The 15,548-nt window shown below is 68.0% G+C and carries 15 protein-coding genes; 7 read left to right on the top strand and 8 right to left on the bottom strand.

The window, feature by feature from the left end:
• Positions 1-16: 16 nt before the first annotated feature.
• The 3 genes from B4L26_RS09080 to B4L26_RS09070 form a co-directional block, all read right to left on the bottom strand.
• Positions 17-808, bottom strand: coding sequence for an SDR family oxidoreductase (locus B4L26_RS09080; protein ID WP_290718182.1), 792 nt, complete (start codon positions 806-808; stop codon positions 17-19).
• Positions 808-2,022: a cytochrome P450 gene (locus B4L26_RS09075; protein WP_290718232.1), complete on the bottom strand. Its 1,215-nt coding sequence runs from the start codon at positions 2,020-2,022 to the stop codon at positions 808-810. Before B4L26_RS09075 ends, B4L26_RS09080 begins: the two co-directional genes overlap by 1 nt.
• Positions 2,023-2,091: 69 nt before the next feature.
• Positions 2,092-2,694 (bottom strand): TetR/AcrR family transcriptional regulator, encoded by a 603-nt coding sequence (locus B4L26_RS09070; RefSeq protein WP_290718180.1) that lies wholly within the window; start codon positions 2,692-2,694, stop codon positions 2,092-2,094.
• Between the two features lie 96 nt (positions 2,695-2,790).
• Between B4L26_RS09070 and B4L26_RS09065 the strand changes: the two genes are divergently transcribed.
• The 5 genes from B4L26_RS09065 to B4L26_RS09045 are packed head-to-tail and all read left to right on the top strand — an operon-like array spanning position 2,791 to position 7,650.
• A complete protein-coding gene (locus B4L26_RS09065; RefSeq protein ID WP_290718178.1) occupies positions 2,791-4,257 on the top strand; it encodes an aldehyde dehydrogenase in 1,467 nt (488 codons plus the stop codon).
• A 52-nt stretch (positions 4,258-4,309) separates the two neighbouring features.
• Positions 4,310-5,047, top strand: coding sequence for an SDR family oxidoreductase (locus B4L26_RS09060; protein ID WP_290718176.1), 738 nt, complete (start codon positions 4,310-4,312; stop codon positions 5,045-5,047).
• Positions 5,044-5,892 (top strand): NAD(P)-dependent oxidoreductase, encoded by an 849-nt coding sequence (locus tag B4L26_RS09055; protein WP_290718174.1) that lies wholly within the window; start codon positions 5,044-5,046, stop codon positions 5,890-5,892. Before B4L26_RS09060 ends, B4L26_RS09055 begins: the two co-directional genes overlap by 4 nt.
• A 43-nt stretch (positions 5,893-5,935) precedes the next feature.
• On the top strand, positions 5,936-6,334 hold the full coding sequence (locus B4L26_RS09050) for a carboxymuconolactone decarboxylase family protein (RefSeq protein WP_290718172.1): 399 nt from the start codon (positions 5,936-5,938) through the stop codon (positions 6,332-6,334).
• Positions 6,331-7,650, top strand: coding sequence for an alpha/beta hydrolase domain-containing protein (locus tag B4L26_RS09045; protein ID WP_290718171.1), 1,320 nt, complete (start codon positions 6,331-6,333; stop codon positions 7,648-7,650). The genes B4L26_RS09050 and B4L26_RS09045 overlap by 4 nt, the downstream gene beginning before the upstream one ends.
• Before the next feature lie 56 nt (positions 7,651-7,706).
• On the opposite strand, the gene B4L26_RS09040 is transcribed toward B4L26_RS09045, so the two are convergent.
• The 4 genes from B4L26_RS09040 to B4L26_RS09025 are packed head-to-tail and all read right to left on the bottom strand — an operon-like array spanning position 7,707 to position 12,672.
• Positions 7,707-8,855, bottom strand: coding sequence for an alpha/beta fold hydrolase (locus B4L26_RS09040; RefSeq protein WP_324548672.1), 1,149 nt, complete (start codon positions 8,853-8,855; stop codon positions 7,707-7,709).
• The gene (locus B4L26_RS09035; protein ID WP_290718169.1) at positions 8,852-10,282 is read right to left on the bottom strand and encodes a wax ester/triacylglycerol synthase domain-containing protein; all 1,431 of its coding nucleotides are present in this window, start codon (positions 10,280-10,282) and stop codon (positions 8,852-8,854) included. Before B4L26_RS09035 ends, B4L26_RS09040 begins: the two co-directional genes overlap by 4 nt.
• A gap of 3 nt (positions 10,283-10,285) precedes the next feature.
• Positions 10,286-11,923: an AMP-binding protein gene (locus B4L26_RS09030; protein WP_290718167.1), complete on the bottom strand. Its 1,638-nt coding sequence runs from the start codon at positions 11,921-11,923 to the stop codon at positions 10,286-10,288.
• A gap of 8 nt (positions 11,924-11,931) precedes the next feature.
• Positions 11,932-12,672, bottom strand: coding sequence for a lysophospholipid acyltransferase family protein (locus tag B4L26_RS09025; protein ID WP_290718229.1), 741 nt, complete (start codon positions 12,670-12,672; stop codon positions 11,932-11,934).
• A 257-nt stretch (positions 12,673-12,929) separates the two neighbouring features.
• Between B4L26_RS09025 and B4L26_RS09020 the strand changes: the two genes are divergently transcribed.
• Together B4L26_RS09020 and B4L26_RS09015 are read left to right on the top strand one after the other, a co-directional pair.
• On the top strand, positions 12,930-13,931 hold the full coding sequence (locus B4L26_RS09020) for an SDR family NAD(P)-dependent oxidoreductase (protein ID WP_290718165.1): 1,002 nt from the start codon (positions 12,930-12,932) through the stop codon (positions 13,929-13,931).
• 9 nt (positions 13,932-13,940) lie between these two features.
• Positions 13,941-14,858 (top strand): amidohydrolase family protein, encoded by a 918-nt coding sequence (locus B4L26_RS09015; RefSeq protein ID WP_290718163.1) that lies wholly within the window; start codon positions 13,941-13,943, stop codon positions 14,856-14,858.
• Here the strand turns inward: B4L26_RS09015 and B4L26_RS09010 are convergent.
• A partial coding sequence (locus tag B4L26_RS09010) for an enoyl-CoA hydratase/isomerase family protein (protein WP_290718161.1) occupies positions 14,855-15,548 on the bottom strand: 694 nt, incomplete at its 5' end. The genes B4L26_RS09015 and B4L26_RS09010 overlap by 4 nt on opposite strands.

The following is a 15,548-nucleotide window of genomic DNA, read 5'->3' as shown; positions in this document are numbered from 1 at the left end:
TGGGCTGAATCAGAGGTCAGATATCGGTTCGTTTGGATTTCGGGATGGCGCCTTCGGCTTCCACTTCAACCTCGCGCATGTGCGCGCCGCGCGGCATGGTGACCATCGTCTCGATGGCGATCGCCAGGTGTTCGGGCTCCATGAAGTTGCCGTGACGGGCCAGGCCGAACTTGATCCAGTCGTTGAGCATCTTCTCGCCCACCTCCGGGTCCATGTCCATGCCCATGCCGGTCAGCGTCTGGCCCGGGCGGACGATGCCGACGCGGACGCCGGTGCCCTCCAGTTCGAGCTGGACGGTGGCGACCAGGCCGTCGACGCCGCTCTTGGCGGCGACGTAGGCCGACGACCAGGGCCGCGGGTGGGCCGCAACGTCGGAGCCGATGAACACGAAGTCACCGCGGGTGCGCGAGATCATGCCCTCGATCACCGCGCGGTACACGCGATAGGCGCCGACGAGGTGGATGTTGATCTGATCGGCCCAGTCGTCCACCGGCATCTCGTGTCCGAGGCCGACCCGCAGGTCACCTGCTCCGGCGACGACGATCTCGAGGGGGCCCAGCGCCGCTTCGGCTTGCGCCACGGCGGCGGTCACCGACTGCTGGTCGGTGACGTCGAGTGGAACGGCGACAGCCTCGCCGCCGGCCTCGTTGATCCGGTCGGCCAACTCCTGCAGCTTCTCGACCCGGCGCGCGGCCAGGGCGACGGGGTATCCAGCGCCGGCGAGGCGTTCAGCGGTCGCCGCGCCGATGCCGGAGGAGGCGCCGGCGACGAGGACGGGACGGCGGTCGGGATGAGGGATGTAAGCCATCAACGGGCCTGCACTTTCATGGGGAGGTTGGCGAAGCCGCGCACATTGACCGAGTGCACGCGCACCGCGTTGTCCAGATCGATCTCGTAGTTGGAGACACTTCGCGCGACCTCCTCCAACCCGATGTTGGATTCCAGTCGGGCCAGGTGGGCGCCCAAGCAGAAGTGGGTGCCGATACCGAAGCTCATGAGGTTCTGTGCGACATCGCGACCGAGGATGTACTGATCGGCGTCGGCGCCGAAAACCTCGGCGTCGCGGTTGGCCGAGCCGACGAGGAGCAGGACGCGGTGGGTCGCCGGAATGACCGTGCCGTTCACCTCGTAGTCCTCGGCGACGCGGCGCAGCACCATCTGCGTCGAGTTGTCGAAGCGCAGGGTCTCCTCGGTCCACAGCGGGACCAGGTCCGGATCGGCGAGCACACGGTCGAGCTGCGGGCGGTTCTCGTGCGCCCAATAGACGGCGTTGGCGAGCAGCTTGGTGGTGGTCTCATTGCCGGCGACGACCATCAGGAACATGAAGCCGACGATGTCGTCGTCGGACAGGCGCACGTTCTCACCGGACTCCTCGTCGACGATCTCGGCGTCGAGCAGGGCCGAGACGAGATCGTCGCCCGGATTCTTGCGACGCCCAGCGAGCAACTCGTTGTAGTACGTATAGAGACTCAGGAAGGCGTGGACGGCTGCCTCGGGGACGTCGAGGACCCCCTCCTCGCGATGGATCAGCAGATCGGACTGCTCGCGCAGGTAGGCGCGATCGGAGACGGGGACGTCGAGCAATTCGCTCACCACGTCCATCGGCAGCTTGCCGGCGAAGTCGGTGACGTAGTCGAACTCGCCCATCTCCAGGCACTTGTTCCAGTGCTCCCGGGTGAGCTCGCGGATGCTCTCGGCCAGCTCGTTGACCCGTCGCGGGGTGAAGCCCTTGGAGACGAGCTTGCGGATGCGCATGTGCTTGGGGTCGTCCATCGCCAGGAAGGACATCGACTTGCTCGCGTCGGGACCGTAGGCGCTCGGGTCCATCGACACGCCCCATGCGTTGGACAGCTGGACGCTGTTACGGAAGGCGTTGCGCACATCCTCGTGGCGCGACAGCGCCCAGAAGTCGAGCTCGGCGTTGTAGTAGACCGGCGCTTCGGCCCGCAGCCGCGCATACGTGGGGTACGGGTCTTCGTGGAAGTCGTAGGCGTAGGGATCGAACGGCAATCGCTGTTCCATTCCCGCGATGGTCGTGCTCACTGGTTCTCCTTGGGCTGAATCCGGTGGTGCGGTTGGTGCTGAGGTTGGTTACTGCTCGGCGGCGCGCATGATCAGCAACGCCGATTCGGTGAGTCGGTCGGCCGTGTCCTCGTAGGACATGTGGCCCATTCCGGCGTGGACGAGACCGCCGGCGTAGAGCATTTCGAGTGCTTCGACGGCCGGGCCCGGGTTCTCCCAGTCGACGCCGAGTGCGGCCGAGAGTCGGCGGCGGATGAACCCGCCGATGCGCAGACGAAGGTGTTCGACGTCGGGGTCGCTGCCAAGAAGGGCGACGGTGACCGCTCCGCCGATGTCGCCGTCGCCTGTGACGACGAGGGCGATCGAGCGCAGGAGTTCGACGACGCGATCGGTCGGCGACAGGGACATGTCGGGTTCAGCGACGCCGTCGGCGAGACGGCGCCAGAAAACCTCTGCGACGAGGTGGCTCTTGGAGCTGAAATAGGTGTACGCCGTGGCCGGTGCGACGCCGGCCAGCTTGGCGACCGACCGCACGGTGAGGCCGTCGAAACCATCGGTGCGCAGCACGACGACGGCCGCGTCGGTCAGCTTGGCAACCGTGTCAGCCTGCTGCGCGGTGAGGCGCCGTCGCGTCGATTCCTGCGAAATCGAAGCACTTGCCGGGGTGGACATGTGGGCCACGCTACACTATGTTTGTACTCGCGTCTAGACACCTGTCCAGACGGCAGACCAGACAGCATCTCCACCGCTCCGACAAGGGAGAACCCAATGGCATTGCGCCCGGAACACAGCTCCGACCTGCTGATCGACGGCAAGCTCGTCCCCGGCTCCGGCGGCACGTTCGACGTCGTGAACCCGGCGACCGAAGAGGTAATCGGGCAGGCCGCCGATGCCACCTCGGCCGACCTCGACGCCGCCATCGGCGCCGCCCGCCGCGCCTTCGACACGACCGATTGGGCACGTGATCACGCGTTCCGCGCGAAGTGCCTGCGCCAGCTGCGCGACGCGCTGCTGGCCCATGCCGACGAGTTCAAAGAACTCACCACCGCCGAGGTCGGCGCTCCCGCATTCCTCACCGGCGGCCCGCACTTCGCCGGCCCCGCCGAAGACCTGGGTTGGTTCGCCGACCTCGCCGAGAGTTTCGAGTGGACGCGCGACTTGGGCAAGGCCAAGCCGATGGGCATCCCCAACCAGCGCGAACTGCGCTACGAGGCCGTCGGCGTCGTCGGGGCCATCACGCCGTGGAACTTCCCCCACCAGATCAACTTCGCCAAGATCGGCCCGGCGCTGGCCGCCGGGTGCACGGTCGTGCTGAAGCCCGCGCCGGACACCCCGTGGGCCGCGGCCCTGGTCGGCAAGGTCATCGCCGAGGAGACTGACTTTCCGCCGGGCGTGGTCAACGTGATCACCTCCTCCGACCACGCGATCGGTGCGCAGCTCTCGGCCGACCCGCGGGTCGACATCATCTCGTTCACCGGCTCCACCGTGACGGGCAAGAAGGTCATGGAGGCCTCGGTGGACAGCCTGAAGAAGGTCTTCCTCGAGCTCGGCGGCAAGTCCGCGTTCATCGTCCTCGATGACGCCGACCTCGGCGGCGCCTGCTCGATGGCCGGCTTCGCCGTCGCCACCCATGCCGGCCAGGGGTGTGCCATCACCACGCGCCTGTTGGTCCCGCGCGAGAAGCTCGACGAGGCGATCAAGGCGACCGCCGACACTATGAAGGGCCTCGCGGCCGACGACCCGAGCAAGCCGGGCACCATCTGCGGTCCGCTGATCAGCGCGAAGCAGCGCGAGCGCGTCGAGGGCTACATCAAGCTCGCCGTCGAAGAGGGCGGCACCATCGAGTGCGGCGGCGGCCGGCCCGCGGGCAAGGACAAGGGCTTCTTCGTCGAGCCGACGCTGATCTCGGGTCTGGACAACTCCTCGCGCGTGGCGCAGGAGGAGATCTTCGGTCCGGTGCTCGTCATCATCCCCCACGACGGCGACGACGATGCGATCCGCATCGCCAACGACTCCCCCTACGGCCTGTCCGGCATGGTCTACGGCACCGACGAGGACCGCATCAACCACGTCGTCAACAGTGTCCGGACCGGAACAATGGGCGTCAACGGCGGCATCTGGTACGCCGCCGACGTGCCCTTCGGCGGCTTCAAGCAGTCCGGTATCGGGCGCGAGATGGGCGTCGCCGGGTTCGAGGAGTACCTCGAGTCCAAGGCCGTCGCCAAGCCGGCGTAACCACAGCCCGCATAGCCACAACCAACCAAACCCAACAGTTAGGAAAGATCTCATGAGCTCAGGACGCTTCGACGGCAGGACCATCATCGTGACCGGTGCCGCCGGCGGTATCGGCGAAGGCTACGCCCGCGGGCTGGCCGACGAGGGCGCGAACGTCGTCGTCGCCGACCTCAACGACGAGGCCGGCGAGAAGGTCGCCGCCGACATCGGTGGCCTGTACGTGCACACCGACGTCTCCGACCCGGCTTCGGCCGAGGCCCTCGCCGCGGCGACGGTCGAGCGCTACGGCAACATCAACGGCCTGGTGAACAACGCCGCGATCTACGGCGGAATGAAGCTCGACTTCCTCATCACCGTCCCGTGGGACTACTACAAGAAGTTCATGAGCGTGAACCTCGACGGCGCGCTCGCCGTGACCCGCGCGGTGTACCCGCACATGAAGGAGGGCGGCGCGATCGTGAACCAGTCCTCGACCGCCGCTTACCTCTACAGCGGTTTCTACGGCCTGGCCAAGGCCGGGATCAACAACCTGACCTTCCAGCTCGCCACCGAGCTCGGCGGCAACAACATCCGCGTCAACGCGATCGCGCCCGGCCCCACCGACACCGAGGCCACCCGGACGACCACCCCCGAGGAGATGGTCAAGGACATGGTGAAGGCGCTGCCGCTCAAGCGGTTCGGCACCCCCGCCGACCACGTCGGCATGTGCAAGTTCCTGCTGTCGGATGAGGCCAGCTGGATCACCGGCCAGATCTTCAACGTCGACGGCGGGCAGGTCTACCGGCCATGAGCGACGACGTCCGCCTCGGCTACGTCGGCCTGGGCAACATCGGCGGCCCGATGGCCGCACGGTTGGCGCAGTGGCCGGGCGGGCTCACCGTCTTCGACCTGTCCGACGAGGCGGTCGAACGCCTCGTCGAGGCAGGGGCGGCGCGGGCCGACTCCCTCCCAGAGCTGGCCAAGCGAGCCGACGTCATCGGCATCTGCGTCGTCAACGACGCCCAGGTGCACGCCGTCGTCGCCGACCTCCTCACCACGGCGGCACCCGGCACGGTCATCACCGTCCATTCGACGATCGGGCCCGACACCGCCGCCGAGTTGGCGCAGGTCTGTGCCCGCCACGGGGTACAACTGCTCGACGCTCCGATCTCTGGCGGAGCGCCGGGGGCCGAGCAGGGCCGGTTGGCGATCATGTTCGGCGGCCCACGCGAGGCCTACGACCAGGTCAAGCCGGCGTTCAAACTCGCCGGGGACATGTTGGTCCACGCCGGCGAGGAGGTCGGGGCGGGCACCAAGATGAAGCTGGCGCGCAACCTGCTGCACTTCATCTCGTTCACCGCAACGACGGAGGCGTCCCGCTTGGCCGAGGCCGCCGGGATCGACTTGGAGAAACTCGGCCGAGTCGTTCGCCACACCGACGCCATCACCGGTGGCGCCGGGGCGATCATGCTGCGCAAGACGACGGCACCGATCGATCCCGACGACTTCTGGTACGGCGTCTTCACCCACGTGGTCAACTTGGGCAACAAGGACCTCGACCTGGCGTTGGCGCTGGGCGGGCAACTCGACGTCGACCTTCCGCTGGGCACGATTGCCCGCGCCGAACTGGCGCCGGGCCTCGGAATCGTCGACTAGTACCAGAGCCAGAGCAGAGCAAGAACCAGAGGAGCACAGAGGCATGAGTTCAGGAACCGCCGTCGGCGGAGAGGGTACCGAACAGCGCAAGCGCGGCGTCGACAAGATGTCGGAGGTCTATGGCTGGGAGATGTCTGACGGTCCCGGCCTTCACTTCGGGCACACCGCCGACCAGTTGTTCGCCGAGGTGTGGACGCGCGAAGGTCTGTCCAACCGCGACCGGCGCCTGCTGCTGCTCGGCCTGCTGGCCGGCAACGGCCACACCGACGTCGCCGAGATCCAGGCCGGAGCGGCCCTCGGCAATGGCGAGCTCACGCCCGAACAGCTCGAGGAGATCGCACTGTTCCTCTGCTACTACGCGGGCTGGCCGGTGGGGACGAAGATGAACTCGGTGTTCGGCGGCGCGATCAACAACTGGCGCAAAGCGCAGAAGCAGGCATGAGCGTCGCGTTCGTCGAGCTCACCGGGGGCAAGGGCTGCTCGTTGATGAGTGCGACGGCGGGCCCCGACCTGGTGGCGCACGACTACACCGAGACCGAGTACGCCGCCAGCGGCACCGTCGGCGGGCGCACTCCGACCGGTGACGCGCCGCCGGCCGATTTCACCACCCGCGTCGTGGTCCGCCGCCCCGCTCATCCGGAGCGGTTCAGCGGCACGCTCGTCGTCGAATGGCTCAATGTCAGCTCCGGTGCCGACGCCCCGGCCGAGTACACCTATATCGCCCAAGAACTCGTCCGGGCCGGACACGCGTGGGCGGGCATCTCGGCGCAATACACCGGGGTCGAGGGCGGCGCCGGGTCGGTGCAGCTCGATGTCGCAGCGCCGGGACTGGCCCAGGCCGACCCGGAGCGCTACGGCGCCATGAACCACCCCGGCGACGCCTACTGCTACGACATCTTCGGTGCGATCGCGGCCGCCCTGCGCGGTCCTGGTGGACCGCTGGCAGATCTTCGGGTCGAACGAGTATTGGCCGTCGGCGAATCGCAGTCGTCGATGGCGCTGACCACCTACGTGACCGAGTTCGCCGAGGGCGACGACGCGATCGACGGCTACCTTGTCCACAGCCGGCCTTTTGGGCGCCTGCCGTTCGCGCAGGTCGGGGCACCGGCCGACATCACGCTGGCCTACGAGGGCGGGCCCGTCCGCTTCGGTAAGCCCGCCAAGCCCGTCGTCGTCGTGCAGACCGAGACCGAGTTGCTCACCAACTTCAAGTACTACCTGGCGCGCGAGCCCGACAACGAGCACCTGCGGGTCTGGGAGGTCGCCGGCTCGGCACACGCCGACCTCGTGCAGATCGGACCGTTCGAGGAATATCTCGGCCTCCCCGATCCCGTGAACCGCGGGCAGCAGTTGTTCGTCCTGCGCGCCGCACTGCGCCACCTGGATGCGTGGTCGCGCGGTGGAGCCGCGCCGCGCAGTACACCGCCGCTGAGCCTCATCGAGCATCCTGACGCCGAGCCGACGCTACAACTCGACGACGTCGGCAATGCCGTCGGCGGGGTGCGCATGCCCTGTGTCGAGGCACCCACGCAGGTACTGACCGGCGTCGTCGCGAATCCGGTGTCGCGGATCCATCTGCTCTTCGGCGCGACAAAGCCGATTCCCGACGAGGCGCTGGCGGCCCGATACGGGTCTTCCGAGGGCTACCTGAAGGCGTACGAGCAGGCCGCTGACGCTGCGATCGAAGCCGGTTTCGCCGTTCCCGAGGATCGCGCCGAACTACTGGACGGCGCCAACCCCGACCTAATCCCCGGCTGAGCCGTCCCCGCTCTTCGTCGAGCGTGCGGCAAGGCCAGCCCGCCGCACGCTCGGCGTCAGCTGAGGGGCTCGGTGAGGAACTCGTCGGTCAGGGACTTGACCACACCGGAGAAGACGTGGCCCACATGGCCACCCGGGTACCACTCGATGCGCCCACCCCAATGGTCGTGCAGCTTCTGCGCCGCAGTCACCCAGGTGACGCGGTCGTTGAGCGCAGCGATCACCAGGCGCCGATCCGGCTCGGCGTAAGGCATTACGGAAAGCGGGTCGACGACCGATGTCACCGCGGTGACGCTGTCGCTGCGAAGCAACTGCGCCGCGGTCTTGCCCAGTTCACCGGCACGGTCCATGTGGTGGGCCAGCGTCGAATGCACGCCGAGCATCGGGACCAGCGCCAACACTGACGAGACCGACGGCTCCAGACCGGCGACCATCGCCGCCAGCGGACCACCCAACGACGTTCCGGCAATCGTGATGTCGGCCGGTGCGGCCGAATTCGCCCACGCGACGAGCGCCCGGATCTCGGCGATGGCGCGCACCGTGACGGCGACGTTCTCCAACGGGTCGAACCCGGGGTAGTCGACGCTGGGGTGGGCCCGGGTCCCGTGCGCCGGCAGCACCGGCAGGATGACGTTGTATCCGAGCTTCTCGTGCAGGTGCGCGGCCCGGAAGGTGAAGAGGTCGTCAGGCCGGCCCTGCCCGGCACCGTGCACCCAGATGATCCAGCGGCGCCCGGGTTCGTCGTGGGCGAGCACCCGCGCCGACACCACACCGTCCAGGTAGGGCGCGTACGGCGCCAACGGCCCGGGCAGGTTGACCTCCGGGTAGAAGTCGATGAGTTCGTAGACCGTCGTCGTAAAGCGCTTGCGGGTGCGGCGCAGGATCGTCGGCACCGGTTGCGGCTGGTTGACCCCGGTCACGCCGAGTTCGGTGAGAATCGGTGCCGCCTCCTCGCACCGGGCGACATCGGAGGCCAGGTCGTCGATGGATGACACGTCGCGCACGATCGAGTTGATCGCGACGAAGAGCTCGTCGACGGCGGACTCACCGACCGTCCGCGCCCCCACCTTCGACGGCGGGATGCCCAGCCGGTCCGATCCCCGCGCCGCTGCGCGCGCACTGGCGACCGCGCGGGGCATCACGTTGGCGAACAGCCCGACCCGCGCAACCGTCGTATCCCATTTGCTCAGTCCCACGTCACTCACTTCGCCTTCTCGTCGGGTTTGGCCGCGGTTTCGGCGGACAGGTCGAGCATCCCGCGCTCGACCAAGGCAGCCTCTACTGTGTCGAGCGACTCCGCCACCCGGCCCAGGAACCGCTCCGGGTCGGGCATGGATTCGGGCGTCGTGATGAGGCCCATGCTGATCCGCCCGGCATAGCTGTAGGCGGTGAGGTTCACGTCGGCCGGCGCGATCGCCAGCGCGAAGGAAATCCAGTCGACGACCTCGATCTGCCCGACCCAGCGCGTCTGGCGCGGCCCGGGGAGGTTCGCGGTCGTGATGTTGTTGACGACGCGGGGCACCACCGGCGCGGCCAGCTTCCGGAACACCGGCCCGGTCCGACCGGTGTAGACGGCGATCTGATCGGTCAGCTCGAAACCGACGGTGCGCCGCTTGCTCACCGCGGCGGCGCAGCTCTGCGCGGTCGCCGTCAGGCGGTCGACGGGGTCGTCGATGTCGGTCCGCAGGTAGGCCAGTGCCGTGGAGATCTCGTTGCCAGCGGTCCGGTTGGATGTCAGGTCGGCAGCGACGCCGAACACCGTCACCGACGGGGACCGCAAGTCCTCGCTACGGGCGATCATCTCCGCGCGCTTGGCACCGGCGATGACGCCGTGCAACGCGCCGTTGACGGTCGTCTCGGTAGCGACCGCGACGCGCTGGATCCGCGCCAATGCGAGGTCGGCACTCGCGCAGCGCCGCTCCCCGCCGCTGCGCGTGGAGAAACTGTTGCGCGCGGACTCCATCGGCTGGGGCACCAGATGGCGGTCCTCGAACCGGCGGGAGTTGACGACGCCCTTGACGAAGCGTGCGGTCGCGCCGGGCACGTCACGGATCAGCCTCTTGGACTCCTCGCGCGCGTTGGTCAGCAGTTCCTCACGCTCGACCGGCTCCAACTCGCCGATCGGGCAGGGCGCGACCGTGCCGCCCTCCTCCGACGTGGCGATCATGAAGGTGTTCAACGCCGCCAATCCGTCGGCTACCGCATGGTGCACCCGCACGACGACGGCCTGCTGGCCGTCGGCGAGGCCGTTGACCAAGGTCATCGCCCACAGTGGCCGGGCGCGGTCGAGCTGCTCGACGGCCAGATCGGTGAGGATCGCATCCAGGGCATGCCGGTCCCCCGGCTCTTGCGCGGTCCGCTCGTCCAGATGATCGGCAACGTTGAAGTTCTCGTCGTACACCCAGAACGGCCGGGCACTGTAGGTCTGCGACGCGGTCTCAACGCGTTGCGTCGCACGCGGAAAATGGCCGAGGTAGTCCGGCAGGACCTCGATCAACTCGTCCAACGTCACGGGCTTGCCCCGGCGCGACGAGTCGATGATCGCCACCTTCAGCGTGTGCATCGGAGTGGTGGGGTTCTCCATGTTCAGCATCAGGGCGTCATTGCCCGAAAGCCGCTGCAGTCGTTGCATGCTTCAGCCCTCCTTCGGTGACAGGTCCCGTTTGAGCACCTTGCCGGTGGCGTTACGCGGGAGAACCTCGATGAAATGGATATCGCGGGGCACCTTGTAGCCCGCAAGCTGTGCCTTGACGTGCGCCTTGAGTTGGTCGGCATCGATGCTCGCGTCACTGCGCACCACGTAGGCGGCCAATCGCTGGCCGAACTTCTCGTCATCGACACCGATCACCGCGACCTCGCCGACGCCGGGGTGCGCGTCGAGGACCTGCTCGACCTCGAGCGGGTAGACGTTCTCCCCACCCGACACGATCATCTCGTCGTCGCGACCGACGACGTAGAGACGACCGGCCTCGTCGAAACGCCCGACGTCTCCGGAGAGCATGTAGCCGTCGGCGTAGTCCTTGGTGTCGGTGCTGGTGTAGCCGTCGAACGACGACTCGTTGGCGACGGCGATCTTGCCGACGTCGCCGACCGGCAGCGGACGCAACTCGTCGTCGAGGATCCGGACCTCGGTCCCGGCGATCGGCCGTCCGGCGGTGTCGGGCGCGAAGCGCAGATCCGCGGGGGTGGCGGTGCTGATCAGGCCCGCCTCGGTCGCGTTGTAGCTGTTGTAGACGACGTCGCCGAAGCGGTCCATGAACGCGATCATCGACTCCGCGCGCATCCTCGAACCGCTCGCGGTCGCAAACCGCAACGACGGCATCGGGCGAGCGTCGAGGACCTCGTCGGGCAGGTCGATGATCCGCTCCAGCATGACCGGTACAACAGCGAGCCCGGACGCGTTGTGCTTGCGCACGAGGTCGAGGGTGCCGACCGGGTCGAAGCGACGACTCATCACCATCGTCACGTGCATGGTCGAGGCGATCGCCATCTGCCCGAATCCCCACGCGTGGAAGATCGGTGCGGCGATCACCATCGTCTCGCCCCCACGCCACGGGATGCGGTCGAGCATCGCCGCCAGAGACATCACGTCGGAGCCGCTGGTGGCGCGCTTGGCCCCCTTAGGGGTGCCCGTCGTGCCCGACGTGAGCAGGATGATGCGACCGGGTTTGCGCGGGCGCGCCGGGCGCTGGCCGAGGCGGCGGACGATGAGCCGTTCGGCGGTGTCGGGATCGTCGCGCAGCCCGGTGCCCTCCTGCCACGACCACAAGCACGGCATCGTCGGGTTGGCGTCGCGGGAGTGGGCGATCAGGTCGGCGAACTCGTCGTCGGCGATGACGATGTCGGCGTTCTCGCGCAGGAGGACGTCGCGCAGCTGCGGCCCGGCGAACCCGGTGTTCAGCAGGACGGCGTCGGCGCCGAGGCGGATGGTCGCGGCCAGCGCTTCGATGAGCCCGCGGTGGTTGCGGCACATGATGGCGACGGTGCGCGGCGTCCGGCCGGCCATCTCGGCGAGCCCGACGGCGAGGGCGTCGACACGGGCGTCGAGCTGCGCCCAGGTGAGCGATCCCGCCTCGTCGTACAGCGCGGTGTCGCCCGGGTGCTGCGCGGCGGCCAGCCCGATTCCGCTGACCGCGTTGGTTCCACCTTGGCGCCGCAGCGACAGGCCCATCCGCAGGTAGCGGTCGGGGCGCAGCAGGGTCAGGAATCGGCTGCGCACGAGCACGCTGAAGATCCAGGTCAAGCGGGAGATCTGATCGCGGATGCGGTTCATTGGTGTCCTCAGCCGATGATGGGGAATCGGCGCTCGTCGGAGAGTTCGTCGAGTGCGGCCTGCATGCGGGAACGGATGAGTTCGTCGACGGCGTCGATGTCGGGGTCGGCGCCGAACTCGGCAGTGATGTCGATCGGGTCGAGGACCCGGGTGACCATCTTGGAAGGCAGCGGAAGGTTCGGCGTCATGCCGAGTCCGAGGCCGAACGGGAAGCCGAGGACCAGCGGGGCGCGCTGGGCGCGGATCAACTTGTCCAGGCGCAGGAACTTGGCCAGGCCGGCGCCGTCGTTGAGGAAGAGTTGGGTCTCCTGGCCGCCAATGGTGACGATGGGGACGATCGGCACCCCGGCCTTGAGAGCTGTGCGGATGTAACCCTGGTTGCCGTTGAAGTCGACCTTGGCCCCGTCTCGGGTCGGGCGCATGGCGTCCCAGTCACCGCCGGGGAAGACGAGGGTGGCCATGCCGTCCTGGAGTGCGGCGACCGCGTTGCGCGGGTTCGCGGGGAGGAACCCGAATTTGCGGAAGATGGCGTCACCCTGGCCGATGAAGATCAGGTCGTGGGCCAGCGTGCACAACGGACGGTCATCGCCGAACTCCTCGGAGAAGGCGACAGCCAACAGTGGGACGTCGTAGGCCAGGGTCCCGCCGGAGTGGTTGCTGACCAGCAACACGCCCCCTTCGGGCACCTTCTCCATGCCGGTGACCTCCGACCGGAAGTACATCTTGGCGATGGTCCGCAGCAGCGGCATGACCCGCCCGACCCATACGGGGTCCCAGCCGTCGGTCTTGGGCGCGGAATCGTCCGACTCGGGTGCATCCCCCTTCGCCGACGCGGAACCGTCTTTACCCTCTGCCATCGTTCCCCCCTCCGAGCCATGAAAACCCGCCGTGCGCTGGGCGACAAGCGGATCTGAGTGTGTTTCACACTAGACTAGAACACGTTCTAGTTTTGCGGCAACCGCCCGAGCTGTGTCCACAGTGAATCCTCATACTGAAGAATCGACTCGTGCGCGTCTTGATCACCGGTGCGACCGGATTCGTCGGCGGCTGGACAGCGGCCGCCATCGCCGAGCAGGGCCACGAGCTCCGCTTCTTAGTCCGCAGTCCCGACAAACTGCGGCGAACAGCAGATTTCTTCGGTTTCAACGGCGACGACCACGTCGTCGGTGACATCACCGATCCGACGTCGACGGCGAGCGCCCTGCAGGGTTGCGACGCCGTCGTGCACACCGCAGCCGAGGTCGTGCTGCAGCACACCGACGACGCCGACGACGACGCCATGGTGGCGCGCAACGTCGCCGGCACGCGCAACATCGTCGGCGGTGCCGTCGATGCCGGTATCGGGGCCATCGTCCACGTGTCGAGCTCGGTGGTGCTGTGGTCGAAGACGCGGCCGATACTCGACGGCGAGTCGCCGTTGACCGGCGGCGCCGGGGCTTACGGACGCTCGAAGACCGCCGTCGAAAAGTACGTCCGCGACCTCCAGGACCGTGGGGCACCGATCGCGATCACCTACCCGTGCGGCGTCATGGGTCCCGCCGCCGCCGGCCACCTGGGCGAATCGGGCGACGGACTGTTCAGCCTCGCCGACGCCGGTGTCCTCGGCCGCACCGGCGGACTGACCGTCGTCGACGTGCGCGACCTAGCCGACCTACACACCCGGCTCATCGAGCCCGGCCACGGCCCGCGCCGCGTCGCCGCCGGCGGGCACCGGTTGACCGGTCGAGCGCTGGCCCGCGCAATGTCGGCCGCATCGGGACGTCGGGTCCACTACATCCCGATCCCCAACACTGCCCTCGTCGGGCTGGGCCGACTCGCCGACCGCTTCCGCAACCTCGTCCCTGCCAGTCTCGAGCAGCTCAGCGAGACGGCGGTCGATTACCTGCTGTATCCGCCCGACCCCGACAACTCGACCGCCGAGGCACTGGGCGTCACCTTCCGGCCGATCTCCGAGACCTTCGAGGCGGTTTTCGCCTCGCGCAACGACCGGAACACGCAAGAGGCATAGCCTGAAGCCGTGTGCACCGATGACACGGATGCGGGAACGCCCGAACCCTTCACCGCCGCTGACGCCGAGGCGGTGCGGCGGCTCTGGGAACCGCTGGGCCTGCCCGGCCTGATCGACATCCACACCCACTTCATGCCGCGCAACGTGCTCGACAAGGTGTGGGCCTTCTTCGACGGCGTCGGGCCCGCGTTGGGCCGCGAGTGGCCGATCCACTACCGCGCCGACGAGCAGGTCCGCTCCGACGGTCTCGAGGCTTTCGGGGTGCGTGCCTTCACCTCGATGGTCTACGCGCACAAGCCCGGCATGGCCGCATGGCTCAACGAGTGGGCAGTCGGCTTCGCCTCCCGCGAGCCGCGCTGCCTGCACACGTCGACCTTCTACCCCGAGCCGGGCGCACTGCAGTACACCGCCGACGCCATCGAAGCGGGGACACGGGTCTTCAAGGTGCACGTGCAGGTCGGCGACTTCTCCCCCGCCGACCCGCTGCTCACCGGGGTGTGGGGACTCATCGCCGACGCCGACCTGCCCGTGGTCATCCACTGCGGATCGGGTCCGGCTCCGGGGCCCTACACCGGGCCCGGCCCGGTCGCCGAGATCCTGGCCCGCTTCCCGTCGCTACGGCTCATCGTCGCCCACATGGGCACGACGGAGTACCTGGACTTCCTCGACCTCGCCGAACGCTACGAGAACGTCGGCCTGGACACGACGATGTCGTTCACCGATTTCGCCGAGGTCGACTCGCCGTACCCGCGTGACGCGCTACCCCGGGTAAAGGCGTTGGGCGACAAGGTCTTCTGGGGCTCGGACTACCCGAACATCCCCTATCCGTACGCCCACGGCATCGAGGCCCTCATCGGCCTCGACCTCGGCGACGATTGGCTCCGCAAGGTCCTTTACGACAACGCGGCCCGACTCTTCGAGGTCTAGCCGTCCTTGCCGGTGAAGTCGGCAAGCGCCTCGGCGTTGGCGCCGGTGCCCATGAGTCGGCGGAACCACGCGCCCTCGACCTCCTTGGCCGCGCGGACCTGCTCGCTGATCGGCGCGACCATCGTCTCCTTGACGGCCATCAGACTCGCCAGCGGCTTGTCGGCGAGCACGTGCGCGTGCCGATAGGTCGTCGGCATCAATTCGTCAGGCTCGCAGACGTCGAAGACCAGGCCCATCCGCTGCGCCTGCGCGGCGTCGATCCACTCCGACGACATCAGCATCCACGTCGCGTTCTGCCGCCCGATCAGTGCCGGCATGAAGAACGACGACGAGGCCTCCGGTGCGACGCCCAGCGCGGTGAACGGGCACTTCAGCCGCGCCTGCGACGACATGAACACCAGGTCGGCGAAGCCGATGATCGTGGCACCGATTCCGAGGCCGATCCCATTGATCGCGACGATCAGCGGCTTAGGGAACTCGGCGAGCGCGTCGACCAGCCCGGGGAAACCGAATTCGCCGGGCACGAAGTCGGGATCACTCACGCGGGCCTGCATCTCCATCAGGTCGGTGCCGGCGGAGAACGCCCGTCCGGCGCCTGTGATCACGACGACCGACACGTCGGGATCGGCCGCAGCGTCGCGCAGTCCGCGCGCCGTCGCGTCGTACAACGCCTCGTTGAACGCGTTGAGC

It is taken from the genome of Gordonia sp. UBA7599 (assembly GCA_002477755.1).
Taxonomy (GTDB): domain Bacteria; phylum Actinomycetota; class Actinomycetes; order Mycobacteriales; family Mycobacteriaceae; genus Gordonia.
Note: the sequence above shows the minus strand (reverse complement) of the source record. Positions and strands in the feature narration are given on the sequence as shown.